This is a genomic window from Stackebrandtia albiflava (assembly GCF_007994225.1).
Lineage (GTDB): Bacteria > Actinomycetota > Actinomycetes > Mycobacteriales > Micromonosporaceae > Stackebrandtia > Stackebrandtia albiflava.
This window is the reverse complement of record NZ_VLLL01000007.1, coordinates 108,129-134,462: the sequence shown is the minus strand read 5'-3', so window position 1 is coordinate 134,462 and position 26,334 is coordinate 108,129. Positions and strand designations below refer to the sequence as shown.

Here is a 26,334-nt window from a genome sequence, read left to right as displayed (position 1 = left end):
CAGCGGACCGTCCGATCCGGCCGGTTTGGCGTCCTTCGGCAGGTCGTGCCGTGTCGGAGGACGCCGACACGGGGGTCAGCCCTTCACGGCGCCACCGGTGAGGCCGTGAACGATGTAACGCTGCAGGAACATGAAGACGCCGACGGTGGGGATCGCGGTCAGCAGGGTCCCCACGCAGAACATGCCGAACTGGGCGTCGCGGTTGTTGGCGGCGACCATCCCGGTCAGCCCGACCGCCAGGGTCTTGTCGGAGGAGCTGGTCAGGAACACCGACGCCATGATGAACTCGTTCATCATCCCGATGAAGGCCAGCAGCCCGGTGATCGCGATGATCGGAGTGACCAGCGGCAGGATGATCCGGAAGAAGATCTGGCCGTGACTGGCACCGTCCATGGTGGCGGATTCGTCGAGTTCCTTGGGCAGGGTGTCGAAGAAGCCCTTCATGAGCCAGGTGTTGACGCCCATCGCGCCGCCCAGGTACACCAGGATCAGGCCGGTCCAGGTGTTGAAACCCAGTGCCGGCCAGTATTCGCCGACCTGTGTGAAGATCAGGAAGATCGCCACGATCGCGAGGAACTGCGGGAACATCTGGATCAGCAGCAGCGACAGCAGTGAGATCCGCCGCCCCCTGAACCGGAACCGGCTGAACGCGTACGCCGCCAACGCCGAGATGAAGATGGACGCCACGGAGGCCGTCCCCGCGATGACGAGCGTGTTGAGGTACCACTGGCCGAAGTCGGTGCCGCCGAACAGTTCGGTGACGTTGTCCAGTGTGAACCCGTGGACCGGGAGCAGCGACGTCGACGACAGCGTGCCCAGCGGGTTGAGGGCGCTCGACACGACGAAGACGATCGGGATGAGCGAGAACGCGACCGCGAGCAGGCCCACGGCGTGCCGCCATCCCATGGTGGTCAACCAGTTGCCTCTCATCGGTAGACCTCCTCCTGCTTGCGGGTCCGGGCGAAGCTGATGCCGGAGATGACCGCGACGATGGTGAAGATGAACATACTGACCGCCGCCGCGTAGCCGTAGTCGACGCCGGAACCGTTGAACGCCAGCCGGAAGGTGTACGTGATCAGCAGGTCGGTGTCACCGGTCTGCGGGCTGGCGTCGGGGAAGGGATGCCCTCCGGAGGTCAGTTGGATCGCGTTGAAGTTGTTGAAGTTGAACGCGAACGACGAGATCAACAGCGGTGTCAGCGCCACCAGCAGCAACGGCAGCGTGATCTTCCGGAACGCCTGGAAGCCGGTGGCGCCGTCGATGCGGGCCGCCTCCAGGGTGTCGCGCGGTAGTGCCTGGAGAGCGCCGGTGCAGATGAGGAACATGTACGGGTAGCCCAGCCAGGTGTTGACCAGCAGCACGGCGGCCCGGGAGGTCCAGGTCTCGCCGAACCAGTCGAGTTCGAGTCCGAGGAGTTGGTTCAGCAGGCCGTAGTCGGCGTTGAACATGTCCCGCCAGACCAGCAGCATCGCGAACGACGGCATCGCGTAGGGCAGCACCATCAGGACCCGGTACAGGGTCTTGCCTCGGATGCGGTCGTGGTTCATCGCCATGGCGCACAACAGGCCCAGTACGAACGTGAACAGCACCGAGCAGACCGCGAACATCATGTTCCACAGGAAGATCGACGTGAACGGGCCGCGCACGTCGGGGTCGGTGAAGAACCGGGTGAAGTTGTCGAGCCCGACGTTGACCTGCCAGCCCTGCCGGATGCGGTCTCCGGTCTCGGTGACGAAGTAGCCGTTCTCGTTGTCGGCGACGAAGACGTCGCCGGTCTCGCTGTCGGTGATGCAGTCGCAGGACTCGTCGTAGGTGCGGGTGGAGACGCCCTCGTAGGCGTCGAAGCCGGTGGAACGGATGCCGCCGTCCTCGGTGGGTACGGCGAACCCGGTGATCCGTTCACTGTGGGCGTTGAACTCGGCGGGGGTCATCACCGTGTAGCCCTCGGCCGCGACGATCCGGCCCTCCGGGTCGACGGTGAGGCCGCCGGGGTCGAGCGGTTCGAGACCTTCGGCGTCGCCGACGAGGTACTCGCCGGAGCCGGGTTCGGTCAGCAGGAACACCAGTTCCCCGTCGGTGGCGTTCTCGCCCCGCCACGCCGCCGACAGCAGGTACCGGGGTGACCCGGGCACCTCCTTCACGGCGGCGGCCTGGATGGCGGCGATGGCGTCGGCCTTGTCGCCGCGGTGCCCGTCGCCGTAGTTGGTGACGGAGGTGGTGATGGTCAGCAGGACCGGCAGGATCTGGAACGTGATCAGCAGCAGGGTGCCGGGCAGCAGGTACTTGGCGGGTAGCCGCCGGGGGCTCAGGTAGACGTAGAAGACGAGCGCGGTGACGGCGACGACCACCCCGAGGCCCACCCACGCCCCGGCGTGGACGAGTGGTGTGGCCGCCCAGATCGCCAGGGCGGCGACCACGCTCAGCACGAGGATCTTGACGAGCTGACCGGATACGCCGGACAGCGGTGGCCGGGTGGACATGGGGCTCCTCACGGTCGCGGCATCGGGCACGGGCCGGAACCGGCGCCGGGGCGCCGCACCGGATGAGACCGGTGCGGCGCCCCGGCACGGTTCACGCGCCGATGGCTTCCTGGATGGCGTCGGCGGCGCCCTTGACCGCGGCCTCGACGTCGTCGCCGGAGATCACGGCCGCGTGCGCACGACCGAACGGCTCCCACACCGCCTGCATCTCGGGGATGGCGGGCAGGATGTAGCCGCCCTCACCGGCGGCGAGGAACTTCGCCATGTCGGGGTCGCTCTCGGCGGCGGCGCTGGCCGCCTCGATGTTCACCGGGGGACGGGGGTCGGACTCGTAGAGCTTGGTGGCCAGGTCGGCGCCGGTGATGAAGTCGGCGACGAACTCCTGGGCGAACGCCTTGTTCTCGCCCTTGCTGGCGACGAAGAAGGTCTGGGTGCCGATGAACGGCGTGGCGGGGTCGCCGCCCTCGAAGGAGGGGATGGGGGTGATGTCGTAGGAGATCCCGGCTTCGCGGATCTGGTTCATCGCCCACGGTCCGGTGACCAGGAAGGCGGTCTTGCCCTCGGCGAACATCGGGATGGCGTGCTCGGGCCCCATGGTGGTCTTCATGGCGCCCTCCTCGCCGAGCCAGGCGAGTTTCTCGAAGGCGTCGACGGCCTCGGGCTTGGCCAGGCCGAGGTCGGCCGGGTCGTAGTTGCCCTCGGCGTCCTGCCCGAACAGGTATCCGCCGGCGGAGGCGTAGAAGGGGTAGGCGTTGTACGGGTTGCCGTCCTTGCCGACCTCGATGGACAGCACGTCCTCGACGTCACCGGCGTCCTTGAGTTCGTTGCCGGTGGCGACCATCTCCTCGATGGTGGCGGGTGCCTCGGGGGCGAGGTCGGTGTTGCGGATCAGCGCCAGGTTCTCCATGGCGTAGGGGGTGCCGTAGATCTGGCCGTCGTAGGTGACCGCGCGCAGGGCGTCGGGGTTCATCGCGGCCTGTTGTTCCTCGGTCAACGGGATCGGTTCGATGGCGCCGTTCTGCACCAGGTTGCCGATCCAGTCGTGTGCCTGCACCAGGATGTCGGGGCCCTCGCCCTGTTCGGACGCGGTGACGAACTGGTCCTGGAGGTTCTCGGCGATTCCCTGGACCTCGATCTCGATGCCGTTGGCGTCGGCGAACTCCTGGACGACGGGCTTGAGGGACTCGGCCCGTTCCTCGTCGGTCCAGATGACCAGGGTTCCTTGGAAGTCGATGCCGGACTCGTCGGTGGTCTGCGGTTCCGCGTCGCCACCGCAGGCGGCCAGCGCCATGGTGAGGGCGGCGCCAACCGCGAGGGTCGCGGTCTTGGTACGCATGGGTCTTCTCCTAGGGGTGGTGCCGGCCGGCCGGCCTGGCCCGGTGGGGGTGCCGGCCGGGGGAACCGGGGGCGGGCCGGGGTGAGCGAAACCACGTGTCGGGTTCCATGGGCCGCAGATTAGCAAGAGATTTCAGGGATTGGAAGTCCTTGCAACGATATTGTGTCCTCTTTTCGCATGGGTTACAGTCACCCCATGCGTCCACGACTATCCGACATCGCCAGGCAGGCCGGTGTCAGCGAGGCGACCGTCTCCCGGGTGCTCAACGACAAGCCCGGTGTCGGTGCCGCCACGAAGCAGGCGGTGCTGACGGCGTTGGACGTGCTGGGATACGAACGGCCCGCACTGCTGCGCCAGCACAGCGCCGGACTCGTCGGCCTGGTCGTACCCGAACTGGAGAACCCGATCTTCCCGTTGTTCGCGCAGGTGATCAGCACCGAGCTCGCCGCGGCGGGATACACCCCCGTGCTGTGCACCCAGAACCCCGGTGGCGTCACCGAGGACGAGTACGTCGACATGCTGCGGGAACGCCACGTGTCGGGGATCGTGTTCGTCTCCGGCCTCCACGCCGACACCGCCGCCGACCCCAAGCGCTACCACGACCTCGTCGACTCGGGTCTGCCCCTGGTCTTCGTCACCGGCTACGTCGACGGGCTCCCCGCGCCCTGCTTCTCCTGCGACGACACCACCGCCGCGACCCTCGCCGTCGAACACCTCGCCGCACTCGGACACCGGCGCATCGGCCTGATATCCGGCCCGGAACGCTTCATCCCGGTGCGCCGCAAGCTCGCCGGGTACACCGCGGCCATGGCCGACGTCGGCGATCCCATGGTGGAGCTGACGCTGTTCGGTGTGGAGGGCGGTGCCGCCGCGGCCGGGCGGCTGTTCGACGCCGGGGCGACGGCGGTGCTGTGCGGCTCCGACCTGATGGCGCTGGGCGCCGTGCAGGCGGCCCGTTCCCGTGGGCTGTCGGTCCCCAAGGACGTCTCGGTCGTCGGCTACGACGACTCGCCGCTGATCGCCTACACCGACCCGCCGTTGACGACGCTGCGGCAACCGGTCCGGGCGATGGCCACGGCGGCGGTCCGGGCGCTGCTCGACGAGATCGGCGGCCAGCCGGCGCCGACCTCCGAGTACCTGTTCCGGCCGGAACTGGTGGTGCGCGGTTCCACCGCGCCCTGCGCCGGTTGACCGGCGGGGACGCGGGTATGCGACCGGGTGGACGGCGGAGCCGGCGGGCGGTCCGCGTCCCTGCGCCGAGCCCCGGAGGACCGGCGCCGCCCGGTGACGCGTCCACCCGAACACGCCGCGGAGCCCGGGCTGCGCGGCGAGCACCGAAGTGTCCGGGACGCGCTGGGTGACCAGGCGTCCCGCACCCCCGACCCGAAAGGAAACGACATGCCGAAATGGTGGCAGGACGCCGTCATCTACCAGGTCTATCCGCGCAGCTTCGCCGACGGCGACGGCGACGGGATGGGGGACATGGCCGGCATCCGGAGTCGCATCCCCTACCTGGCGGCGCTGGGCGTGGACGCGATCTGGATGTCGCCGTTCTACACCTCGCCGCAGCGCGACGGCGGTTACGACGTCGCCGACTTCCGCGACGTCGATCCGCTGTTCGGCGACCTGGCGAGCTTCGACGCGGTGGTCGCCGCCGCCCACGAGGCGGGCATCAAGGTGATCGTGGACATCGTCCCGAACCACTCCTCCAGCGAGCACGCCTGGTTCCGCGCCGCCCTGGCCGCCGGACCGGGCTCGCCCGAGCGCGAGCGCTACCACTTCCGGGACGACGTGGACGGCAACCCGCCTAACGACTGGCGGTCGGTGTTCGGCGGTCCCGCGTGGACCCGCACCGAGGACGGCCAGTGGTACCTGCACCTGTTCGACTCCAGTCAACCGGACTTCAACTGGGACCACCCCGAGGTGCGGTCGGAGTTCCACGACGTCCTCACGTTCTGGCTCGACCGGGGAGTCGACGGCTTCCGGGTCGACGTCGCCCACGGACTCATCAAGGAACCCGGCCTGCCCAGTGTCGGGGAGAGCCTGGACATCGAGATGCTGGGCACCACCCGCTCGCCGTACTTCGACGTCGACCAGGTCCACGACGTGTACCGGGAGTGGCGCCGGATCCTGGACTCCTACCCGGGTGACCGGATGGCGGTCGCCGAGGCGTGGGTGGAGAGCCCCGAACGCCGGGTCCGGTACGTGCGGCCCGACGAGCTGCACCAGGCGTTCAACTTCGACCTGCTGCTGGCCGACTTCGACGCCGGTGACTACCGCAAGGTGATCGACGCCGAGATCGCGACCGCCGCCTCGGTCGGGTCCCCTCCCACCTGGGTACTGTCCAATCACGACCGTCACCGGCACGTGACGCGGTACGGCGACGGGGAGACCGGTCTGGCCCGTGCCCGGGCCGCGAGCCTCGCGATGTTGGCGCTGCCCGGATCGGCCTACGTCTACCAGGGTGAGGAACTGGGGCTGCCGGAGGTCCTGGACCTTCCCGAGGAGCTGCTGCAGGACCCCACCTGGCACCGCAGCGGCCACACCGACCGTGGACGCGACGGCTGCCGGGTCCCCCTGCCGTGGGAGGCCACCGGGCCGTCGTTCGGGTTCGGTTCCGCGCCCGGTTGGCTTCCGCAGCCGGCCGACTGGGGCACGCTGAGTGTCCAGGCGCAGGACGGTGTGCCGGGTTCGACCCTGGAGATGTACCGGGCCGCGTTGCGGGTCCGGCGGGAACGCACCCCCCGGGGCCTCACCTGGCTGCCGGAGCGGGAGGCCACCGCCGACGTCCTCGCGTTCGACAACGGCGCGTTGCGGTGCGTCGTGAACTTCGGTGCCACGCCGGTCGAGGTGTCCGGTGAGGTGCTGGTGTCCTCGGCTCCCGTGGTCGACGGCATGCTGCCCGCCACCGCCACGGTCTGGCTCGCCTGAGGCGGGTTCCGGCGGGTACGCCACGCCCCGATCCCGGGCTGCCGGGGATTGTCGTACCCGCCGGGCACACTGGAGGCATCCTGCCAAGGAGGAACCGGATCCGGTTCATGGTGCGGCCGCGACGATCCACGCGGCCGCACTCGGCGTTTCCGGGCCGATACCCGACTCCGGGCGGCGTGAACCGGTACGCTGACCGGCATGGAACCACCGGCCGACCTCGCCGAGTTGTCCCGTCGCCTCGCGGCGGACATCGACAGATTCGAGCGGCTGGAACTCCCCGCGACACCCGAGTCCCTGGAACGGCTTCGCAGGCTCCGGCGCAAGGTGCAGCGGCAACGCCTGCAGCACAAGGAGTTGTACGCGGCGTTCTGCCGGCGGATGGACGAGGCGCTGGAGGCCGTCGACGACAAGCTGTCCCGGTTGGAGTCCCGGATCGGGGAGTCGCCGCCGGAACACTGACGCGGCCCCCGCCCGGTGGACGGAGGCCGCGTCGTCACGTCGTGCCGGTCAGTTCCCGGGCCACGGTTCGTTGATCCATCGTTCGTAGATGGCGGCGAACTCGCCGCTCTCCTTCGCCTCGGTCAGCACGTCGTTGATGGTGCCCATCAGGTCGTCGTTGCCCTTGGCGACGGCGAACCCGTACTGCTCACCGGTGTCGAAGCGGTCCACGACGCCGAGGCGGTCGGGGTTCCTGGCCGCCTCAGAGTTCCATAGTGGAATATCGCCGATCGCGCCGTCGATGACCCCGAACACCAGGGCCTCCTGCAGTTCACCGAGGTCGGAGTACGGCTTGATCTCGTAGCCGTACTCGCCCTGCTTCTCCAGGGCGTACGCCTCACCCGTCGTCTCGGTCTGTACGCCCAGCAGCTTCCCGTCCATGTCGCCCAGTCCGGAGACACCGGTGCCCGGCACGGCGGCCAGGCCCTGGTCGGCGTTGTAGTACGGCTGGGAGAAGTCCATGACCTTGGAACGTTCCTGGGTGATGGTCAGCGCCGCCGCCGCGACGTCGCACTCACCGGCGTCCAGGGCCTGGCCCGAGGTGATCGGTCCGAAACCCATGTCGACGATCTGGAGTTCCTGGCCGAGTTCGTCGGCGACGAGGTTCATCAGGTCGACGTCGAAGCCGACGACCTTGTTGTCCTGCCAGGAGTCCTTGTACTCGAAGGGTTCATAGGGTATGGAGGTGCAGACGGCGAGGGTGTCCTGACTCGTACAGGCGACCGCACCCCCGGCCACGGTCAATGCCGCCAAGGCCACGGCCAGCGGCCGGGTGAATCGTCTTGCTCGTGCGATCAAGGGGAGTCTCCTGGGGGAGGAACAACGCACACCGGGTCACGTACGGTGGTGAAGGGGCCGGTGGGGAGGTCGCACGGGCGTCGCCGCGCGCCGGAACGGGCGATCGACCGCGTAGAGGCGTACCGCGCACCACGACGGCCTCCTGCCGCGTGCCGGCTCCGCCGCCATTCGTCTCACCTCACCGTTGCATGCCACCGGAGACCGGTGCGTCCACGTCGAAACGACACGCCCTACATATGGACATGCCTGAAGGGGCGAGACCATGGTGCCAGATCCATTGAACGCTAGCAAGAACACGCATTGTCGCGATTCAATACATTGATGGGCTGAATTGTGGATCGAAAACGCCCGCCACGTGCCCTCTCGTCCGATCCGCCGATGACGGGGGTGGCTACCGCCGGTTATGGTGGCTGGCAGTCCCTTGATCTGTGAGGTGCCGCCCGACATGTTCTCCGACATCCTGCTCGGTCTGCTGTGCGTCGCGCTCGTCGTCGTCGCACTGGCGGTCGGGGCGTTCGTGGTGTACAAGATCCGCCGTGACCGGCGAGAGGCCGACCGCCGTGCCCGGCAGGCCGCCGCCCCCAAGGACCCGTTCGCCGACTTCGACACCGACGTACTGCGCGGCGACCCCCGCGCGTTGAAGGCGGGCGACATCCTCGACACGCACGGGGAGACCCTGACCGTCCGGGGCAGCCTGCGCCTCAAGGAGGGCGGCTACCACTGGAGCGAACACCTCATCGACACCGGAGGCGGCGTCAAACGCTGGCTCTCCGTCGAGGAGGACCCCGACCTGGAGCTCGTCCTGTGGACCGAGGTGTCCGGCGCCCCCGCCCCCGGCGGCCGGGAACTCCAGTACGACGGCAAGACCTTCCACCTGGAGGAGTCCGGCAGGGCCGACTACGTCAGCGAGGCCACCACGGGCCTGCAACCCCGCGGCGACGTCCGCTACCACGACTACCGCGCCTCCGACGACACCCGCCTGTCGTACGAGGACTTCGGCACCGGCCGTCACGAGGCCGCGATCGGACTCGTCATCCGCCGCGAAGAGATCACCATCTACCCGCAGTCGCCGTGATCGTCCCACTCGCCGTCCCCTACACCGACTCCAGCGTCGCGGACCTGCGCTTCCTCTCCGAGGCACCGCCGCTGCCGGTGCTCGACGCCTTCACCGTCGAATACCCCGGCCTCGGCGCCAGCCTCACACTGCGGCTGCTCGGCGCCAGCCACCAGGCACTACTGCACACCCCCGGCGGCCGTTACGCCGAGACCCTCGCCTGCCTGCCCGACACCGGCGATCCACCCCCCGTCCGGCACCGCGAGGACCTCGGCGACTGGGACGTCCGGTTCCGGTACCGCCACCGCCAGCTCGACCCCGCCCGGTTCCACCGCCTGGCCGCCGCCCTGCGCCGCCACGCCGAAGGCCGGCCGCACACGCTGCTGGGCCGCTTCCCCGGACACCCCGACGCGATGACGTGCCTGAGTGCCCACCCCGCCCGGCCCGGCTGGGCCACCGTCCACGCCTACCCCGAGACCGGCGACTGGGTCCACACCCGCACCGTCGTCACCGGCCCCGGTTTGCCCGATCCCACTACTCTCCCCCACGAAATCCACCACGAACTCACGGGAAACACACATGAAGACATCCGATGACAACAAGAAGACCGGCTGGATAGTCTTCGCCGTGATCGCGGGCGTCGGCCTTCTCATCGCCGTCATCGCGATCGCCAACTCCTCCTCCAGCCCACGTGCCTTCATCGGCGACCGGTACGACTGCGACTACAACCCCGACGACGTCGACAGCGTCCGCTGCGAATCCGGCGACTCGCCCGGAGTCGTCGCGTCCAGCATCGCCGCTGACACCTCGCCGATCGACCGCCGGACCGCCGACGACGGCACCGTCTTCCTCCAGTACTCCGACGACATCGTCGCCATCAGCGCCGCCGCCGCCGGATCCGTCATCCTGCTCGACGACTACGACACCGGCTACCGACGCCACTCCACCTACGTCTCCGTGTTCGGATGGACGGCCACCAGGCCGTCGTCGAGCAGCGGCGGCTGGGGATCCGGCGGCAAGTAAACCCGAACACACTTAGGAAAGTGCCTTCAATGCTTCTCGACCTCGCCACCGAATCACTCGCCGTACTCGCCTACTGCGGCGTCGGCATCGTCCTGATGGCGCTCGGTTTCGTCACCGTCGACATCGTCACGCCCGGCAACCTGCGCCGGCAGATCTGGACCGAGCGCAACCGCAACGCCGCGATCCTGCTGGCCAGCAACCTGCTCGCCGTCGGGGTCATCGTCACCGCCGCCATCTGGGCGTCGGAGGGCGACCTCGTCCAGGGCCTCGCCTACAGCTTCGTCTACGGCCTCATCGGCCTCATCGTGATGGCGCTCGCGTTCGTCCTGCTCGACGCCCTCACCCCCGGCAAGCTCGGTGAGATACTGGTCGGCAACGCCGACCACCCCGCCGTCTGGGTCTCCGCGGCCATGCACCTCGCCGTCGCCGGCGTCGTCGTCGCCGGACTCTCCTGACACACGCGGCTCCCGGACCACCCGGTCCGGGAGCCGCGACCGCCGTCGCAGGCGTCGCCCCACGCGGAACACGGACCGCACGGCACGCCGACGCCACCCGACTCGGGAGCACCACATGTCCACCCCACGGGGAACCACCCGCCACCGCCTCGCCCGCGCCGGGCTGCTCGCCACGGTGTTCGTCTGCGCCGCGTGCGGCCTCGTCTACGAACTCGCGCTCGTCGCGCTGGGCAGCTACCTCATCGGCGACACCGCCGGGCAGGCGTCCATCGTCCTGGGCGTCATGGTGTTCGCGATGGGACTGGGCGCCCTCGCCGCCAAACCGCTGCAGCGCAAGGCGGCCCGCAACTTCGCCGTCATCGAACTACTGCTCGCCCTGCTGGGCGGCCTGTCGGTCCTGGCGCTGTACGCCGCCTTCGCGTGGCTGCACATCTACACCACCGCGATGGTCGTCCTCGCCGTCGTCCTCGGCGGGCTGATCGGCGCGGAGATCCCGCTGCTCATGGTGATGCTGCAACGCATCCGGAAACAGGCCGCCGGCTCTGCCGTGGCCGACCTGTTCGCCGCCGACTACGTCGGTGCCCTGCTCGGCGGGCTCGCGTTCCCGTTCCTGCTGCTGCCCGTGTTCGGCCAGATCCGCGGCGCGCTCATCGTCGGCGCCCTCAACGCCGTCGCCGGACTCGTCCTGGTGTTCACGATCTTCCGGTCCGACCTCGGCAAGCGCGCCAAGTGGGGGCTGGGAGGCATCGCCGTGGTCGTGGCCGTGACTCTGGTCGGCGCGTACACCTACGCGGGACGGTTCGAGGTCGCCGCCCAGCAGGCCCTCTACGCCAGCCCCATCGTCTACAGCGAACAGACCCGGTACCAGCAGATAGTCATCACCCAGACCGTCAACCCGTTCCAGCCCTCCGACACCCGGCTGTACCTCAACGGCGACCTGCAGTTCGCGTCCGTCGACGAGTACCGGTACCACGAGGCCCTGGTCCACCCCGCGCTCGCCGGCGACCGCGCGGAGGTCCTGGTCCTCGGCGGCGGCGACGGACTCGCGCTGCGGGAGATCCTGCGTTATCCGGACGTCGAACACGTGACCCTGGTGGAACTCGACCCCGCCATGACCGACCTCGCCGCGAACCATCCCACCCTCGTGGCACTCAACGAGTCGTCGATGTCGGATCCGCGCGTGACCGTCGTCAACGCGGACGCCTTCTCGTGGCTGCGCGAGCGCGAGGAACGCTACGACGCCGTCATCGTGGACATGCCCGACCCCGACGAGACCGCCACCGCGAAGCTCTACTCCGTCGAGTTCTACGGGCTGGCGTCCCGGGTGCTCACCGACACCGGCCGCATGGTCGTCCAGGCGGGATCGCCGTACCACGCGCCGAAGTCGTTCTGGTGCGTCGCCACCACCGTCGGGCACGCCGGGCTGCGCACCACGCCGTACCACGTGCCGGTCCCCAGTTTCGGTGACTGGGGGTTCATCCTCGCGGCGAAGGACACCGAGCCGGTGCCCGCCCTGGACCCGGGTATGCCACTGCGTTCGCTGGACACCGCCACCCTCGACGCCGCCCAGGTGTTCCCGCCCGACCAGCAGCCGCTCACGGTCTCCGAGTCGACCCTGATGCACCCGGTCATCCTCGAGTACTCGCAGTCCGAGTGGACCGGTTACTGAACCGGCGGCGGCCCCGGGAGACCGCCGCCGCACGCGGTCAGCGGACCAGCCGTGCCTTCACCAGGCCGGCGACCAGCTTGCCGTCGGCGCGACCGGCGACCTTCGCCTGCACCGCCTTCATCGCCTGACCCATCTGCCGGGCCTCCGTGAAGCCGCCCTCGGTGAGGACCTGGTCGACCACGACCGTGACCTCCTCCTCCGAGAGCTGCTGCGGCAGGTACCCCGCCAGCACCGCCTCCTCGGCCCGCTCCCGGGCCGCCTGCTCCGGCCGGTCGCCGGCGTCGAACGCCTCGGCGGCCTCCTTGCGCTGCTTCGCCTGTTTGGCGATCACCTTCAAGACCTCGTCGTCGGACAGTTCCCGGGCCGTCTTACCGGCGACCTCGGCGTTGCGCACCGCCGTCAACGTCATCCGCAGCGTGTTCAACACCAGTTCGTCCCGGCTCTTCAACGCCGCGGTCATGTCCGATTCCAGCTGGGCCTTGAGAGTGCTCATGGGGTAACAAACTACCGTGGAAGCCATGAAGAAGCGAAGCGTTATCACCGCGACCGGCATCGTGGCGGCGGCCGGGGCCGCCGCGTTCGCCTACGGCACCCTCATCGAACGCCACCGTTACACGCTGCGCCGCTTCGACGTGCCGGTGCTCGCGCCCGAGGCCGAACCGCTGCGGGTGCTGCACGTCTCCGACCTGCACCTCACTCCACAACAGGACCGCAAGGTCGAATGGGTGGCGTCGCTGGCAGCCCTCGACCCGGACCTGGTGCTGCTCACCGGCGACAACATCGCCCACCCCGAGGCGGTGTCCGCGCTCGCCGCCGCCCTCGGCCCGCTGCTGGAACTGCCCGGCGCGTTCGTCTTCGGTTCCAACGACTACTACGGCCCGGTCGTGAAGAACCCGTTCACCTACTTCAACCCGAACCGGGAACACAAGTACGGCGACGAACTGCCCACCGAGGAACTGCGTGGCCTCCTCACCGGCGCCGGATGGGCCGACCTCAACAACGCCACCACCGTGCTCACCGCGGGCGGCCGCCGCGTCGCCCTCGCCGGCGTCGACGACCCCCACTTCGACCTCGACGACTACGACCTCATCGCCGGACCCGCCGACGAGGACGCCGACGTCACGATCGGCATGACCCACTCACCCGAACCCCGCGTCCTGGACCAGATGGCCGCCGACGGCTACCAGCTGCTGGTCGCCGGGCACACCCACGGCGGTCAGGTGTGCGTCCCCGGGTACGGGGCACTCGTCACCAACTGCGGCATCGACCGGCGCCGCGTGCGAGGCCTGCACCACTACGGGGGTTCCTGGCTCCACGTCTCCGCCGGGCTCGGCACCAGCCCGTACGCGCCGTTCCGGTTCGCCTGCCCGCCCGAGGCGAGCGTCCTGACACTCATCCCGGTGTCCTGACCGCCACCCGGTGGCCGCCGCCCCGATCGATTGGTTAGTATTGCCGGGCACCACTCGGGATGTGTCCCGAATGCGTGCTCAACTGAATACTCGGGATGTGGCGCAGCTTGGTAGCGCACCGCGGTGAGCGGAGCGACCGCGCGAAAGCACGGCGTTCGGGACGAAGCCCCGGACACCACGTGACGCGTCAGGTCCCGGGGCACCAATTGAATACATCGGGATGTGGCGCAGCTTGGTAGCGCACCGCGGTGAGCGGAGCGAACCGCGCGAAGGCGCGGCGTTCGGGACGAAGCCCCGGACACCACATGACGCGTCAGGTCCCGGGGCACCAATTGAATACATCGGGATGTGGCGCAGCTTGGTAGCGCGCTTCGTTCGGGACGAAGAGGTCGCAGGTTCAAATCCTGTCATCCCGACCCAGGTCAGAGGCCGGTTTCCAGATCTGGAAACCGGCCTCTGACGTATCCGGGTGGCCTGAAAGGTGGCCTATCACTCGGCGGTGGGGCGTGCGAGGGGGACGTAGGCTGGTCGCAGGTTCGCCCGGCCGGAGGCCGGTGGAGGCATCGCCTGTCATCCCGACCAACGTGAACCGCCGTACTCCTTCCGGGGTGCGGCGGTTCTCTCGTACACCCAGACGAAGGGGCACCCCCATGGCCTTGTTCCGCCGGACGCGGAAGTCACGTGACCGGACCCCGGCCGATCCGGCCGTCGCCCACGCCGCCGTGGACCGCGAGTTGCGGTTGAGCCTGGACCGGTTGGAGTCGTTGCGCGCCGAGCTGCGGGACGCGATCGGGGCGACGGCGTCGCCCACCGAGGAGCAGCGGCGGCGGCTCGCCCACGTGGAGTCGGAGTACGCGCGACTGCGCGCCCGCATCGAGGAGTCGGCGGCCCGTGCGCGCGCCCACATCGACGAGGCCGGCCGGGACCGCTGATTCCGGTGCGACGCAGACGGGACCGGGGCCGGGGGAGTGAACTATCCCACGCGCCGTACCCGGCCGGGAACGGCGTGCTGCCTGCTCGATACGCTGCCGGGATGGGATTTCGCACGTTCCGGACGCGGCCCGCGCGCCGGGGTGGGTCCCGTCAACGTTGACACGACTGGAGCGGACTTCAAACAGTGGACCTGTATGAATACCAGGGGCGCGCCCTGTTCGCCCGGCACGGTGTGCCGGTGCTGGACGGCGGTGTCGCCGAGACCGTGGACGAGGCCGTAGGCCTCGCGGAGCGGCTCAACGGACGAGTGGTCGTCAAGGCACAGGTGAAGGTCGGTGGCCGGGGTAAGGCCGGGGGCGTCAAGCTCGCCGACGACGTCGACGAGGCTCGCGAGCACGCCGGCAACATCCTCGGGATGGACATCAAGGGCCACACCGTCAAGAAGGTGATGCTCACCGTCACCGCCGACATCGACTCGGAGTACTACTTCTCCTTCCTGCTCGACCGCGCCAACCGCACGTTCCTGTGCATCGCCTCCACCGAGGGCGGTGTGGAGATCGAGCAGGTGGCGGAGGAGACCCCCGACAAGGTCCTGAAGCTGCCGATCGACGCCCTCACCGGTGTCGACGAGGCCAAGGCCGGGGAGATCGTCGACCGGGCGGGCTTCCCCGCCGACCTCAGGGACCAGCTCGTCGACATGATCGTCAAGCTGTGGGAGACGTTCGTCTCGGAGGACGCGACCCTGGTCGAGGTGAACCCGTTGGTGCGCACCCCGGAGGGCCGGGCGCTGGCGCTGGACGCGAAGGTGACGCTCGACGAGAACGCGGCGTTCCGGCACCCGGATCACGCCGAGCTGGAGGACGCCGCGGCGGTGGACCCGCTGGAGCAGCGTGCGAAGGCCGCCGACCTGAACTACGTCAAGCTCGACGGTGAGGTCGGCATCATCGGCAACGGTGCCGGTCTGGTCATGTCGACGCTCGACGTGGTGGCCTACGCCGGCGAGCGGTACGGCGACGTCAAGCCCGCCAACTTCCTCGACATCGGCGGCGGCGCGTCGGCCGCGGTGATGGCCGCGGGCCTGGAGGTCGTCCTGTCGGACCCGGCCGTCAAGAGCGTCTTCGTGAACGTGTTCGGTGGCATCACCGCGTGCGACGAGGTCGCCAACGGCATCGTGGGCGCCCTCGGCATGCTCGCCGAGCGTGGCGAGAAGGTCGAGAAACCGCTGGTGGTCCGCCTGGACGGCAACAACGCCGAGCTCGGCCGTTCCATCCTGGACGAGGCGGCGCACCCGCTGGTCATTCGCGTGGACACAATGGACGGCGCGGCGGACAGGGCCGCCGAGCTGGCAGCCAAGGGAGCATGACATGGCGATCTTCCTCAATGAGAACAGCAAGATCATCGTCCAGGGGATGACCGGTGCCGAGGGCACCAAGCACACCCGCCGGATGCTGGCCGCCGGAAGCAACGTCGTCGGAGGCGTCAACCCGCGCAAGGCCGGCACCAAGGCCGACTTCGACGGCAACTCGCTGCCGGTGTTCGCGACCGTCGCCGAGGCGATGGCCGAGACCGGCGCCGACACCACCGTCGTCTTCGTGCCCCCGAAGTTCGCCAAGGACGCCGTCCTGGAGGCCGTCGACGCCGAGATCGGACTCGTCGTCGCGATCACCGAGGGCATCCCGGTGCACGACTCCGTGGCGTTCTGGGCGCAGTCGCAGGCCAAGGGCGGCAAGACCCGGATCATCGGACCGAACTGCCCCGGCGTGATCAGTCCGGGCAAGTCCAACGCCGGCATCATCCCCGCCGACATCACCGGTGCGGGCCGGATCGGTCTCGTGTCGAAGTCCGGCACGCTGACCTACCAGTTGATGTACGAACTGCGCGACATCGGCTTCTCCACCTGCGTGGGCATCGGCGGCGACCCCGTCATCGGGACCACCCACATCGACTGCCTCGCGGCGTTCCAGGACGACCCGGAGACCGAGGCCATCGTGATGATCGGTGAGATCGGCGGCGACGCCGAGGAACGCGCCGCCGAGTTCATCAAGGCGAACGTGACCAAGCCGGTGGTGGGTTACATCGCGGGCTTCACCGCGCCGCCCGGCAAGACCATGGGCCACGCGGGGGCCATCATCTCCGGTTCCTCCGGCACCGCCGACGCCAAGGCGAAGGCGCTGGAGGCCGCCGGTGTCCGGGTGGGCAAGACGCCCTCGGAGACCGCCCGGTTGATGCGCGACGTCGTCAAGGCCGGCTGACCGGTCCGTACCTTCACCGAGGACCCCGGGTGTGCGTGACACCCCGGGGTCCTCGGTCGTGTGGAGACTCCGCGAACCCCTGTCCGGCATGGCGGGCGCTGGTTACCATCGCAGGATCAGCCGCCCCCGTGCCCGACCGGAGCCGCAAAGTGAACCCCAGGCCGTTCGAAGGCGCCCAGGTACTCGTCCTGGGAACCGGAAGCCGTGCCCAACAGGCTCGCGGACTGCTCACCGAGAGCGGCGCCACCGTGGTGTGGCGCTACCGGTCCGACCTGACCTACGTCGTCATCGACCGGACCGTCCCGGCCCACGACCCGGCGCTCGTCCGCGCGCAGGAACAGAAGGTCCCGGTCCTGACGACCTCCGAGTTGCGTGAACGCCTCGAAGGACCGAGGGAACCGCGCACCATGGTCTCGTCTCCGGTGCCGCCGGCATCGTCGGCCACCCGGTCGCCGCAGGTACTCGTGCCGCCGCCCCCGATGCCGCCGATGCAGGTCCCACCGCCGATGGTGCCGCTGCCGCCCCGCCCGGCCCCGCCACCGGAGGACGACGGCACCTACCCGGGGTGGGTGTGGGCGACCGCCGTGGTGTTCTCCGCCGGACTGCTGTCACCGGTCGCGGTCGGATACGCCGCGTGGCGCGTGAAGTCGCCGGCCGACGGGCTGGCCGCACTCGGGTACCTCGCGGTGTCCCTGCTCGCCCTGGTCGGATTCGCCGCGGGCGGCGGCCTCATGCTGGCGGCGCTGCTGATGATGGCGGCCCTGGCGATCGGCGGCGGGAGTCACGCCTTCTACCTGTGGCAGCGGATCGCCCGCGGTGAACGCGCCGCCAAGACGTCGATCCGGCCGTCCGACGTCCGCAACAGCGAGGCACTGGCCGCGGTGAACCACCGCCGGAAGCTGCGTGAGGACGCCAGGGAACTCGCCGCGAACGACCCGGTCGCCGCCCGTGAGCTGCGCATCGGCCGCCCCGACCTGCCGCGCCGATACGACGACGGCGGCCTGGTCGACTTCAACTCGGCCCCGGTGGCGATGCTGATGACCATCCCCGGCATGACCCGGGCGGTCGCCGAGGAGATCCGGGACTGGCGGGACCGGCACGGTCCCTTCTCCTCGATGGCGGAGGTCGTGATCCACACCGACATCGAGCCGAAGGCCGCCGAGCAGGTCGAGCAGTTCGCCTTGTTCATGCAGTGATCGCGGGGCCGCGCCCGTTCTGGGGTGCCGGGACGGTCGGCGCGTGTCAGACTGTGGAGCGATGAATGAGGAGCCCGATCCCCGGTTGACCGGTTCTCGTGGCGTTCAGCGGGAGACCGTGGCCATCTCCCGTGACGTGCCCCGGCAGCGTGGCGGTGCCCCCCGGTACCGTGCCGTCCAACGGGACACGGTCACGGTGACGCCCCGGGTGGGCGATCGGGCGCGCGGCGTGTTCACCGCCGCCTTCGTCACCGGCTTCTGGAACGGCCTGGTGGTGTTCCTGCCGATCCTGGTGTGTGTCATCGCCGTCTGGTGGCTGGCCGGACGTGTCGAACCGGTCAACGTGGTCGTCCGGTTCGCCGGGGCAGCCTGGCTCCTGGGTCACGACGTCCCACTGGGGATCGGCACCGGGGGTCTGGGCCTGCCGCCGCTGCTGTTGACCGGCGCCGTGTGTTGGCGGCTCACCAGGGCCGGCGCCCACACCGTCCGCGCCATCGGCGGACGAGACTTCGCCGCCGTCAGGGCGGTCACGCTCGCCGTGACCCTGGCCTACACCTCGGTGGTCACCACCGCGGCCTTCCTGGTCGACAGTGACGTCATCTCGGTCCCGGTGTGGCGGGCGGCGGTACACGCCGCCGTACTGGCGGCCGTGTTCGGCAGTCTCGGCGCGTTGAGCGAATCGGGCACCGGAACCGTGTGGTGGCACCGGATGCCGGTGTGGACGCGGCGTGGCCTGCGTGCCGGTGCACTCGCGACGGTGCTGCTGCTGTCGGTGGGTGCGTTGACCGCGGGCGTCGGCATCGCGGTGCGGGGCGCGACCGTCGCCGAGATCACCGACGGATTCGGTGCCGCCGGCATCGGCGTCGGCCTGTTGTGCCTGCTGTACGTGCCGACCATGGCGGTGTGGTCGGTGGCCTACCTGGTCGGCCCGGGATTCGCGATCGGGGCGGGCACCTCGGTGCGTCTGGTCGAGGTGGAACTCGGGGCGGTCCTGCCGCCGTTCCCGCTGCTGGGAGCCGTCCCGACCGGGCCACTCGACGCCTGGGGGACGCTGCTGTTGGGGGTGCCCGCCGCCGTCGGGATGTTCTACGGGGTGGCGGTCGGCCTGCGTTCCCGGGACCTGCGGATTCCGCAACTGCTGTGGACGGCGGTCGCCGCAGGTGTCGCCGTGTTCGGCCTGCTGACGGCGTTGCTCGCCGTCTCACACGGTGCCGTCGGCGGGATGGCGGCGGTCGGTCCGGTAGTCCTGGAGACGGCCGGGACCGCGGCGGTGGAGGTGGCGGTCGCCGTGCTGCTCGGTTCGGTGCTGATCCGGTTGTTCGCACGCCGCGAACCGGAATGACGGACTCCCCGGCGGCACCCGGCGGGGCCACGGTGAGTCACCCGACCCGGTCCCGGCGGCGGGTACTCCGGTGCGCTGCGGTTAAGGTGGCGCGCGTGCGGATTCACGGGTGGCCGGTATGACGGCGCGACTGGTGGTACTGGTTTCGGGTTCGGGTTCGAACCTGCAGGCGTTGCTCGACGCGTGCCGGGAACCCGGTTACGGCGCCGAGGTGGTGGCGGTCGGTGCCGACCGGGGCGGCATCGCGGGCCTGGAACGGGCGGAGGCGGTGGGCGTGCCCACCTTCACCCATCGGGTGAAGGACTTCCCGACCCGTGAGGCGTGGGACACCGCCATGACCGAGACGGTCGCCGGTCACTCCCCGGACCTTGTGGTGTCGGCCGGATTCCTGAAGATCCTCGGTGACGTGTTCCTGGAACGGTTCGCGGGCCGGTACATCAACACCCACAACTCGCTCCTGCCGTCGTTCCCCGGGATGCGGGGACCGGCGGCGGCACTCGAATACGGGGTCAAGGTGACCGGGGCGACCCTGTTCCTGTGCGACGCGGGCGTGGACACCGGGCAGATAATCGCGCAGGTCGCCGTCCCGGTGCACGACGACGACACGGTGGAGACGCTGACCGAGCGCATCAAGGTCGCCGAGCGCCGCCAGTTGGTGGACACCGTGGGCCGCATGGTCCGGGAGGGCTGGCGGGTCGACGGCCGCCGCGTCGTCATCGGTTGACGCCCGGTCCGGTGGCGGGCGGTCGTATCCGCCGGCGGGCCGTGTGGCGTCGCAGGTGTTCAGGCGTGCGGACGGGTGCGGGCGGACCCGGTGTTAGGGTGTCGGGGTCGCGACTGGCGCCAAGGCGGTGACACGCCGAGGGTGGGATACCACCGGGGAGCGACACGAGCAGCAGACTGAGGTCGAACGCCTGGGCCGTAGGTCACGTGATCCGTCACGCGGCCGTCCGGGCCGCCGTCTGCTGAGGAGAGCAAGTTGAGTTCATCCGATGTCCGTAAGCCGGTGCGACGCGCACTGATCGGCGTGTACGACAAGTCGGGGCTGGAGGCGCTGGCGCGCGGCCTCCACGAGTCCGGTGTGGAGCTGGTGTCCACCGGGGGGACCGCGGCGGCGATCGCCGGGGCGGGACTGCCGGTCACCCGGGTCGAGGAGCTGACCGGTTTCCCCGAGGCGTTCGACGGCCGGGTCAAGACACTGCACCCGACGGTGCACGCGGGCCTGCTGGCGGACGTGCGCCGCGACACCCACGTCGCGCAACTGGCCGAGTTCGGCATCGCCCCCTTCGACCTGCTCGTGGTCAACCTGTACCCGTTCGCCGAGACGCTGGCCTCCGGTGCGGGGTTCGACGAGGTGGTCGAACAGATCGACGTCGGCGGTCCCTCGATGGTGCGGGGCGCCGCCAAGAACCACGCCAACGTGGCCGTGGTGGTCGATCCGGGCGACTACGACGAGGTGCTGGCGGCGGTCGCCGCGGGCGGGTTCACGGGCGCGCGTCGGCGCACCCTGGCGGCGAAGGCGTTCGCGCACCTGGCCACCTACGACTCCCAGGTCGCCGGCTGGCTCAACGCCTCCACTTCGGAGGGACTGCCGCCGTTCACGGGGGCGCCGCTCGTCAAACGCGCCGACCTGCGTTACGGCGAGAACCCCCACCAGACGGCCGCGCTGTACGACGACCCGCAGGTGCCCGCCGGTCTCGCGCAGGCCGAACAGCTCAACGGCAAACCCATGTCGTACAACAACTACGTCGACGCCGACGGTGCCTGGCGGGCCGCGAACGACTTCACCGGCCCGTGTGTGGCGATCATCAAGCACGCCAACCCGTGCGGGATCGCCGTCGCAGGCACGGTCGCCGAGGCGCACCGCAAGGCCCACGCGTGCGACCCGGTGAGCGCGTACGGCGGTGTCATCGCCGTGAACTCGGAGGTCACCGCCGAACTCGCCGCGCAGGTGGCCGAGGTGTTCACCGAGGTGATCGTGGCGCCCGGGTACACCGCCGAGGCGCTGGAGGCCCTGCGGGCCAAGAAGAACCTGCGGATCCTGAAGGCACCCGCCTGGACGCCCGCGCCGGTGGAGTTCCGGTTCGTGTCCGGTGGCGCGCTCGCGCAGACGCCCGACCGCATCGACGCAGACGGCGACGATCCCGCCGGGTGGCGCCTGGTCACCGGCAAGGCGCTCGACGAGACCGGCCTCGCCGACCTGGCGTTCGCGTGGCGGGCGGTGCGTGCCGTCAAGTCGAACGCGATCCTGCTCGCCGACTCGCAGGCGACCGTGGGCGTCGGCATGGGCCAGGTCAACCGGGTCGATTCGGCGCGGTTGGCGGTGTCGCGGGCCGGTGACCGTGCCTCCGGCGCGGTGGCGGCGTCCGACGCGTTCTTCCCGTTCGCGGACGGCCTGCAGATCCTCATCGACGCGGGCGTGCGTGCCGTGGTGCAACCGGGCGGTTCCATCCGCGACGAGGAGGTCATGGCCGCCGCCGAGGCCGCCGGGGTCACCATGTACCTCACCGGCACCCGTCACTTCTCCCACTGACCCCGTCTCCGCCTTGGGTGGTCTGGGGCCGATCGACATGCCTCGAATCGCACAGTATGTCCGAATTTTTGCAGCCCTCAGACCACCCAAGGCGGGCCTCAGACCACCCAAGGCGATTTTGAGGGCCGGGTGAGGTCGCCGCCTGTGGAGTCCGGGCCGACCCCACAGACGGCGGCCGTCCTGGCGGGGTGTCAACCGCTCCCGAGAAGCCGATGGATACGACGACGTTTCGGCGGAGCTGGAAGGAACCACTGCCGACGTCCCGACAACCATTGTGGGTGTGGGTCGCGGACCGGATGGCCCCGGGCGGCGAGTGCCGACTGGATCGTGGCGGCCAGGCGTTCCGGTGCCGTCATGGCCTCGTTCCAGCCCCAGCGTAGGACACTGAAGCCCTGTGCCGCCAATCGTTGCTCGCGGGCTTGCTCGGCCGCGCGGGCGTCTGGCCGCAACTCGTATTTGGCCAGTCCGTCGGCCTCCCCGATCAGTCGTGCCGCCTCCCAGAGGAAGTCGACGCGGTCGTGGCCGAATACCACCTGCTGCCGGGGAATCGGCAGCGCGTATCGATAGAACAGCGCCCTCGACAATGACTCCAGGGGCGATTCGCTGGACTGGCCAGCGTGTTCCGCCACCCAACGCGCCGTTCGAATTCCCGGCCAGCCTCGACACTCGGACGCGGTGAAGGCCAGCTCGACGGGGCAGAGTCCGGTCTCGTCCCTTCGCGCGAACGCCGCCTCCGCGATGACCAACCCCGCTCGCATGCCCCGGAGGCGAGTGATGTCCAAAATAGTGCGAGCCATGGTCGTCACCGGAAGGCCGTGCAGGTCGGACGTGTGTGCCCGGGGAACGGCGGCATGGTGGATCACTGTGTCGTGGTACCGAGTTCTGCCTTGACATCGTCTGGCGCGGGACAGTTGCAGGTCGTCGGTCGGCGGACGCAGGTGGGGCAGTCGCCAGAGCACCGCCGCCGACTCGTGGCTGATCACCGTGGTGCCGTCGAGCTGGGGGAGTATGGCGCCGGCGCGCAGTAGGAGGTCCGGCGTGGCCTCGGCGTACCTGGTGACCACATAGGCATTACGGCGGATTCGGCTCCAACCGCCGGAGTCCAACAGTCGTCGGCGTTGCGCCCGGGTGATTCCAAGGTGACGGGCCTGTCGTGCGGTGAACGGAAGGTGTGTCGTCATGACTACATTCTGTAATGTCTCCGCCACTGCCTCCGCTTCGTTCGCCTTGGGTGGCCCGGGGCCGATCGATGTGCCTCGAATAAGCCTTAATGTCCGATTTTGAGTGGGCCTCAGACCACCCAAGGCGGGCCTCAGACCACCCAAGGCGGGCTCCGGGGTGGGTCAGACGACGTGGGTGTTGGTCTCGGCGTGGTGACATGCGCTCGGATGCGGGTCGGCCTCCCGGGGCACCAGGGGCGGGTCCTCCCGGACGCAGATCTCGGTCGCCTTCCAGCACCGGGTCCGGAACCGGCACCCCGACGGCGGGTTCTGCGGTGACGGCACGTCGCCCTGCAGCCGGATGATCTGGCGGTGCTCGCGGGCGTCCGGGTCCGGCAGCGGCACGGCCGACAGCAGCGCCTGCGTGTAGGGGTGGGTGGGGCGGCGGTAGATCTCGTCGTCGGTGCCGATCTCGACGATCCGGCCCAGGTACATCACGGCGACACGGTCGCAGATGTGCCGCACCACCGACAGGTCGTGGGCGATGAAGATGTACGACAATCCCATCTCGTCCTGAAGGGACTCCAGCAGGTTCACAACCTGCGCCTGGATCGACACGTCGAGCGCGGACACCGGTTCGTCGCAGATGATGATCTCCGGCTTGAGCGCCAGCGCCCGGGCGATGCCGATGCGCTGCCGTTGTCCGCCGGAGAACTGGTGCGGGTAGCGGTTGATGTGCTCGGGGTTCAGCCCGACCAGGTCGAGCAGCTCGCGGACCCGGGCGCGCCGGTCTCCCCGGGGCGCCACCTCGGGGTGGATCTCGAACGGTTCACCGACGATGTCGCCGACGGTCATGCGCGGATTCAGGGACGTGTACGGGTCCTGCATCACCATCTGGACCTGGCGGCGCATCCGGCGCAGCCCCTCGCCGCGCAACGACATGATGTCCTGTCCGTTATAGACGGCGGTGCCGCTGGTGGCGTCCTCCAGCCGCATCAGCACCTTCGCGAGGGTGGACTTGCCGCACCCGGACTCGCCCACGACGCCCAGGGTCTCACCCCGGTGCAGTGTCAGCGACACCCCGTCCACGGCCTTTATGGACGCGATGTGACGTTTGAACACGATGCCCCGCGTGACCGGGAAGTGTTTGACCAGGTCGGTGACGGTCAGGATCGCCTCAGCCATTCGCACTCCCGGTGGCGTCGTGTGTGGTCGCGGACGAGGGGCGGTGGTGCGTGCGGTTCCCCGCGTGGTCACCCGGTGTCGCGGTCATTCGTCCTCCTGGTCCGGCCGGGTGAGTTCACCGGTGACGATGCGGTCGGCGAAGTGGCATTCGCTGCGCCGGCCGCCCCCGAGATCCATGTTCGGCGGAACCCGTGTCACGCAGATGTCCTGCGCGAACGGGCAACGCGGGTGGAACGGGCAACCCGACGGGATCGCGGTGAGGTTGGGCGGCAGGCCGGGGATGGTGCGCAGCCGCTTCCCCTTGTCGTCGAGCCGGGGGATCGAGTCGAGCAGCCCGATCGTGTAGGGGTGGGCGGGATTGCGGTACAGCGAGTGGACGTCGGCGTGTTCGACGATGCGGCCCGCGTACATGACGGCGATGCGGTCGGCGACGTCCGCGACCACACCCATGTCGTGGGTGATGAGGATGAGCGCGGTGCCCAGTTCCCGGCGCAGGTCGCCCAGCAGGTCCATGATCTGCGCCTGCACGGTCACGTCCAGGGCGGTGGTGGGTTCGTCGGCGATGATGATCTCGGGCCGTTCGGCCAGCGACATGGCGATCATGACGCGCTGCCGCATGCCGCCGGAGAACTGGTGCGGGAACGACTTGAGCCGGTCGCGGGCCGCCGGAATCCGCACCAGGTCCATGAGTTCGACCGCCCGCTCGTCGGCGTCCTTCTTGGACATGCCCTCGCGTTTGCGCAGTGTCTCGGTGATCTGCCACCCGACGGTGAACACCGGGTTCAGCGCCGACAGCGCGTCCTGGAAGATCATCGCGATGCGTTTCCCGCGGATCTGGCGGCGCCGCGTGCCCGACATCCGCAGCATGTCCTCGCCGTGGAAGCGGATGGCGCCGCGTGTGACGTGGCCCGGTGGCGTGTCGAGGATCCCCATGACGGCCTGCGCGGTCACGGACTTCCCCGAGCCGGACTCGCCGAGCACCGCGAGCGTCTCCCCGGCGCGCAGGTCGAAGCTCACGCCGTTGATGACGTGGGCGACCCCGTCGCCGGTGCGGAACTCGACGTGCAGGTCGTCGACCTGCAGCAGGGGTTCGCCGGTCTGTGCCGCCGCCGCGTCGTCGGCTTCGGGTGCGGAGTGCCTGCCCATGGCTGTCACCTTCGATTCGGTCCGGTCGGAGTGGTCAGCGCAGTTTCGGGTCGAACGCCTCTCGTACGGCGTCGCCGAGCATGATGAACGCGAGGACGGTCAGTGCCAGGAAGGCGGACGGGAACAGCACCGGCCCCAGCGACGTCGTGACGCGCGCGGTGGCGGCGGCGATGTCCTTGCCCCACGTGATGGTGTTGCCCTTGACGCCGATGCCGAGGAACGACAGGGTCGCCTCGACGGCGATGAACTGCCCGAGCGTGATGGTGAGGATGACGATGACGGGTGCCATCGCGTTGGGGGCGATGTGCCTTCCCATGATGCGGCGGTTGTTGGCGCCGAGCATCCGCGCGGCCTGCACGTAGTCCTGCTGCTTGGCGGATATCACCGAGGACCGGACGATGCGGGTCGCGGTGGTCCAGCCGAGCAGGCCGAGCGCCAGGACGACCGGCCACACCGACGGCAACTCGATGCTGGACAGGATCACGATCGCGCCCAGCAGCAGCGGAATGCCCAGCACGATGTCGGTGACGCGGGCGATGAGCGCGTCGGACCAGCCGCCGTAGTACCCGGCGATCATCCCGAGGATCACGGCGATCACCGCGACGAACGCGACCGACAGGAAACCCACCTCCAGCGACGCCCGGGACCCGTAGACGATGCGGGCGTAGATGTCGCAGCCCTGGAGGTTGGTCCCGAACCAGTGCTCCCCGCTGGGTGGCAGCAGCGAGTCCCGCAACCGGCACGAGTGGGGGTCGGTGGAGGTGAACAACCGCGGCACCACCGCCATCGTGACCAGCAGCGCGATGATGACCGCCGACACCCAGAACACCGGATTGCGGCGCAGGTCGCGCCAGGCGTCGGCGGCGAGGCTGCGGGTGTTCGCGCCCGCCTCCGCGGCGGCTTCGGCGATTGCTGCTTCGGACACTGTGCACCC

Annotated in this window: 25 protein-coding genes, 1 tRNA gene and 1 riboswitch; of the genes, 17 read left to right on the top strand and 9 right to left on the bottom strand. The window is 69.5% G+C overall.

What is annotated here, in order from left to right; all coding sequences use genetic code 11:
* Positions 1-75: 75 nt before the first annotated feature.
* The 3 genes from LX16_RS19520 to LX16_RS19510 form a co-directional block, all read right to left on the bottom strand.
* A complete protein-coding gene (locus tag LX16_RS19520) occupies positions 76-930 on the bottom strand; it encodes a sugar ABC transporter permease (protein WP_211354630.1) in 855 nt (284 codons plus the stop codon).
* Positions 927-2,480 carry an ABC transporter permease subunit gene (locus LX16_RS19515; RefSeq protein ID WP_147141171.1) on the bottom strand — a complete coding sequence of 518 codons (1,554 nt, stop codon included), beginning with the start codon at positions 2,478-2,480 and terminating at the stop codon, positions 927-929. Before LX16_RS19515 ends, LX16_RS19520 begins: the two co-directional genes overlap by 4 nt.
* Before the next feature lie 91 nt (positions 2,481-2,571).
* Positions 2,572-3,816: a sugar ABC transporter substrate-binding protein gene (locus LX16_RS19510; RefSeq protein ID WP_147141167.1), complete on the bottom strand. Its 1,245-nt coding sequence runs from the start codon at positions 3,814-3,816 to the stop codon at positions 2,572-2,574.
* 177 nt (positions 3,817-3,993) lie between these two features.
* On the opposite strand from LX16_RS19510, the gene LX16_RS19505 reads away from it, so the two are divergent.
* From LX16_RS19505 to LX16_RS19495, 3 genes are all read left to right on the top strand, one after another.
* Positions 3,994-5,007, top strand: coding sequence for a LacI family DNA-binding transcriptional regulator (locus tag LX16_RS19505; RefSeq protein ID WP_147141164.1), 1,014 nt, complete (start codon positions 3,994-3,996; stop codon positions 5,005-5,007).
* A gap of 207 nt (positions 5,008-5,214) precedes the next feature.
* Positions 5,215-6,747: a glycoside hydrolase family 13 protein gene (locus LX16_RS19500; RefSeq protein ID WP_147141161.1), complete on the top strand. Its 1,533-nt coding sequence runs from the start codon at positions 5,215-5,217 to the stop codon at positions 6,745-6,747.
* Between the two features lie 198 nt (positions 6,748-6,945).
* Positions 6,946-7,206, top strand: coding sequence for a hypothetical protein (locus LX16_RS19495; protein ID WP_147141157.1), 261 nt, complete (start codon positions 6,946-6,948; stop codon positions 7,204-7,206).
* Positions 7,207-7,254: 48 nt separating this feature from the next.
* Here LX16_RS19495 and LX16_RS19490 read toward each other — a convergent pair whose 3' ends face one another.
* Positions 7,255-8,043, bottom strand: a complete 789-nt coding sequence (locus LX16_RS19490) for a transporter substrate-binding domain-containing protein (protein WP_158645660.1) — start codon at positions 8,041-8,043, stop codon at positions 7,255-7,257.
* Between the two features lie 445 nt (positions 8,044-8,488).
* Here LX16_RS19490 and LX16_RS19485 point away from each other — a divergent pair, with 445 nt between their 5' ends.
* The 5 genes from LX16_RS19485 to LX16_RS19465 all read left to right on the top strand — a co-directional run bounded on the left by LX16_RS19485 (position 8,489) and on the right by LX16_RS19465 (position 12,244).
* Positions 8,489-9,118, top strand: coding sequence for a DUF4178 domain-containing protein (locus tag LX16_RS19485; RefSeq protein ID WP_147141151.1), 630 nt, complete (start codon positions 8,489-8,491; stop codon positions 9,116-9,118).
* Positions 9,115-9,693 (top strand): DUF2617 family protein, encoded by a 579-nt coding sequence (locus LX16_RS19480; RefSeq protein WP_147141149.1) that lies wholly within the window; start codon positions 9,115-9,117, stop codon positions 9,691-9,693. Before LX16_RS19485 ends, LX16_RS19480 begins: the two co-directional genes overlap by 4 nt.
* Positions 9,677-10,120, top strand: coding sequence for a DUF4247 domain-containing protein (locus tag LX16_RS19475; protein ID WP_147141147.1), 444 nt, complete (start codon positions 9,677-9,679; stop codon positions 10,118-10,120). The genes LX16_RS19480 and LX16_RS19475 overlap by 17 nt, the downstream gene beginning before the upstream one ends.
* 29 nt (positions 10,121-10,149) lie before the next feature.
* Positions 10,150-10,575, top strand: coding sequence for a DUF350 domain-containing protein (locus tag LX16_RS19470; RefSeq protein WP_147142022.1), 426 nt, complete (start codon positions 10,150-10,152; stop codon positions 10,573-10,575).
* A gap of 115 nt (positions 10,576-10,690) precedes the next feature.
* Positions 10,691-12,244, top strand: a complete 1,554-nt coding sequence (locus LX16_RS19465) for a polyamine aminopropyltransferase (protein ID WP_147141145.1) — start codon at positions 10,691-10,693, stop codon at positions 12,242-12,244.
* Between the two features lie 37 nt (positions 12,245-12,281).
* Here LX16_RS19465 and LX16_RS19460 read toward each other — a convergent pair whose 3' ends face one another.
* Positions 12,282-12,737 (bottom strand): GatB/YqeY domain-containing protein, encoded by a 456-nt coding sequence (locus tag LX16_RS19460; protein WP_147141143.1) that lies wholly within the window; start codon positions 12,735-12,737, stop codon positions 12,282-12,284.
* A gap of 25 nt (positions 12,738-12,762) precedes the next feature.
* Here LX16_RS19460 and LX16_RS19455 point away from each other — a divergent pair, with 25 nt between their 5' ends.
* The 9 genes from LX16_RS19455 to purH all read left to right on the top strand — a co-directional run bounded on the left by LX16_RS19455 (position 12,763) and on the right by purH (position 21,909).
* A complete protein-coding gene (locus LX16_RS19455; protein ID WP_147141141.1) occupies positions 12,763-13,653 on the top strand; it encodes a metallophosphoesterase in 891 nt (296 codons plus the stop codon).
* Positions 13,654-13,995: 342 nt separating this feature from the next.
* Positions 13,996-14,069 (top strand) — tRNA-Pro (locus tag LX16_RS19450).
* Between the two features lie 234 nt (positions 14,070-14,303).
* The gene (locus LX16_RS19445) at positions 14,304-14,585 is read left to right on the top strand and encodes a hypothetical protein (protein WP_147141138.1); all 282 of its coding nucleotides are present in this window, start codon (positions 14,304-14,306) and stop codon (positions 14,583-14,585) included.
* 185 nt (positions 14,586-14,770) lie between these two features.
* A complete protein-coding gene (gene sucC, locus LX16_RS19440; protein ID WP_147141136.1) occupies positions 14,771-15,949 on the top strand; it encodes an ADP-forming succinate--CoA ligase subunit beta in 1,179 nt (392 codons plus the stop codon).
* Between the two features lies 1 nt (position 15,950).
* Complete coding sequence (gene sucD / locus LX16_RS19435) at positions 15,951-16,838, top strand: succinate--CoA ligase subunit alpha (protein ID WP_147141134.1); 888 nt, start codon at positions 15,951-15,953, stop codon at positions 16,836-16,838.
* Between the two features lie 149 nt (positions 16,839-16,987).
* Positions 16,988-18,034, top strand: a complete 1,047-nt coding sequence (locus LX16_RS19430; protein ID WP_211354628.1) for a ComEA family DNA-binding protein — start codon at positions 16,988-16,990, stop codon at positions 18,032-18,034.
* A gap of 61 nt (positions 18,035-18,095) precedes the next feature.
* On the top strand, positions 18,096-19,376 hold the full coding sequence (locus tag LX16_RS19425; protein WP_147141132.1) for a cell division protein PerM: 1,281 nt from the start codon (positions 18,096-18,098) through the stop codon (positions 19,374-19,376).
* A 118-nt stretch (positions 19,377-19,494) separates the two neighbouring features.
* Positions 19,495-20,100 carry a phosphoribosylglycinamide formyltransferase gene (gene purN / locus LX16_RS19420; protein ID WP_147141130.1) on the top strand — a complete coding sequence of 202 codons (606 nt, stop codon included), beginning with the start codon at positions 19,495-19,497 and terminating at the stop codon, positions 20,098-20,100.
* Positions 20,101-20,199: 99 nt separating this feature from the next.
* A riboswitch (ZMP/ZTP riboswitch) is annotated at positions 20,200-20,303 on the top strand.
* 52 nt (positions 20,304-20,355) lie between these two features.
* Positions 20,356-21,909 carry a bifunctional phosphoribosylaminoimidazolecarboxamide formyltransferase/IMP cyclohydrolase gene (gene purH, locus LX16_RS19415; protein ID WP_147141129.1) on the top strand — a complete coding sequence of 518 codons (1,554 nt, stop codon included), beginning with the start codon at positions 20,356-20,358 and terminating at the stop codon, positions 21,907-21,909.
* A gap of 191 nt (positions 21,910-22,100) precedes the next feature.
* On the opposite strand, the gene LX16_RS19410 is transcribed toward purH, so the two are convergent.
* The 4 genes from LX16_RS19410 to LX16_RS19395 all read right to left on the bottom strand — a co-directional run bounded on the left by LX16_RS19410 (position 22,101) and on the right by LX16_RS19395 (position 26,325).
* Complete coding sequence (locus tag LX16_RS19410) at positions 22,101-23,090, bottom strand: DUF559 domain-containing protein (RefSeq protein ID WP_147141126.1); 990 nt, start codon at positions 23,088-23,090, stop codon at positions 22,101-22,103.
* 162 nt (positions 23,091-23,252) lie between these two features.
* Complete coding sequence (locus tag LX16_RS19405) at positions 23,253-24,254, bottom strand: ABC transporter ATP-binding protein (protein ID WP_147141125.1); 1,002 nt, start codon at positions 24,252-24,254, stop codon at positions 23,253-23,255.
* A gap of 84 nt (positions 24,255-24,338) precedes the next feature.
* Complete coding sequence (locus LX16_RS19400) at positions 24,339-25,400, bottom strand: ABC transporter ATP-binding protein (RefSeq protein WP_147141123.1); 1,062 nt, start codon at positions 25,398-25,400, stop codon at positions 24,339-24,341.
* Positions 25,401-25,434: 34 nt separating this feature from the next.
* The gene (locus tag LX16_RS19395) at positions 25,435-26,325 is read right to left on the bottom strand and encodes an ABC transporter permease (RefSeq protein ID WP_147141121.1); all 891 of its coding nucleotides are present in this window, start codon (positions 26,323-26,325) and stop codon (positions 25,435-25,437) included.
* Between the last annotated feature and the right edge of the window lie 9 nt (positions 26,326-26,334).

Bases quoted from the DNA above. Each gene is read 5' to 3' on its own strand.
- LX16_RS19520 (WP_211354630.1), bottom strand. From the start codon at position 930: ATGAGAGGCAACTGGTTGACCACCATGGGATGGCGGCACGCCGTGGGC.
- LX16_RS19515 (WP_147141171.1), bottom strand. From the start codon at position 2,480: ATGTCCACCCGGCCACCGCTGTCCGGCGTATCCGGTCAGCTCGTCAAG.
- LX16_RS19510 (WP_147141167.1), bottom strand. From the start codon at position 3,816: ATGCGTACCAAGACCGCGACCCTCGCGGTTGGCGCCGCCCTCACCATG.
- LX16_RS19505 (WP_147141164.1), top strand. From the start codon at position 3,994: ATGGGTTACAGTCACCCCATGCGTCCACGACTATCCGACATCGCCAGG.
- LX16_RS19500 (WP_147141161.1), top strand. From the start codon at position 5,215: ATGCCGAAATGGTGGCAGGACGCCGTCATCTACCAGGTCTATCCGCGC.
- LX16_RS19495 (WP_147141157.1), top strand. From the start codon at position 6,946: ATGGAACCACCGGCCGACCTCGCCGAGTTGTCCCGTCGCCTCGCGGCG.
- LX16_RS19485 (WP_147141151.1), top strand. From the start codon at position 8,489: ATGTTCTCCGACATCCTGCTCGGTCTGCTGTGCGTCGCGCTCGTCGTC.
- LX16_RS19475 (WP_147141147.1), top strand. From the start codon at position 9,677: ATGAAGACATCCGATGACAACAAGAAGACCGGCTGGATAGTCTTCGCC.
- LX16_RS19470 (WP_147142022.1), top strand. From the start codon at position 10,150: ATGCTTCTCGACCTCGCCACCGAATCACTCGCCGTACTCGCCTACTGC.
- LX16_RS19465 (WP_147141145.1), top strand. From the start codon at position 10,691: ATGTCCACCCCACGGGGAACCACCCGCCACCGCCTCGCCCGCGCCGGG.
- LX16_RS19460 (WP_147141143.1), bottom strand. From the start codon at position 12,737: ATGAGCACTCTCAAGGCCCAGCTGGAATCGGACATGACCGCGGCGTTG.
- LX16_RS19455 (WP_147141141.1), top strand. From the start codon at position 12,763: ATGAAGAAGCGAAGCGTTATCACCGCGACCGGCATCGTGGCGGCGGCC.
- LX16_RS19445 (WP_147141138.1), top strand. From the start codon at position 14,304: ATGGCCTTGTTCCGCCGGACGCGGAAGTCACGTGACCGGACCCCGGCC.
- sucD (WP_147141134.1), top strand. From the start codon at position 15,951: ATGGCGATCTTCCTCAATGAGAACAGCAAGATCATCGTCCAGGGGATG.
- LX16_RS19425 (WP_147141132.1), top strand. From the start codon at position 18,096: ATGAATGAGGAGCCCGATCCCCGGTTGACCGGTTCTCGTGGCGTTCAG.
- purN (WP_147141130.1), top strand. From the start codon at position 19,495: ATGACGGCGCGACTGGTGGTACTGGTTTCGGGTTCGGGTTCGAACCTG.
- LX16_RS19410 (WP_147141126.1), bottom strand. From the start codon at position 23,090: ATGACGACACACCTTCCGTTCACCGCACGACAGGCCCGTCACCTTGGA.
- LX16_RS19405 (WP_147141125.1), bottom strand. From the start codon at position 24,254: ATGGCTGAGGCGATCCTGACCGTCACCGACCTGGTCAAACACTTCCCG.
- LX16_RS19400 (WP_147141123.1), bottom strand. From the start codon at position 25,400: ATGGGCAGGCACTCCGCACCCGAAGCCGACGACGCGGCGGCGGCACAG.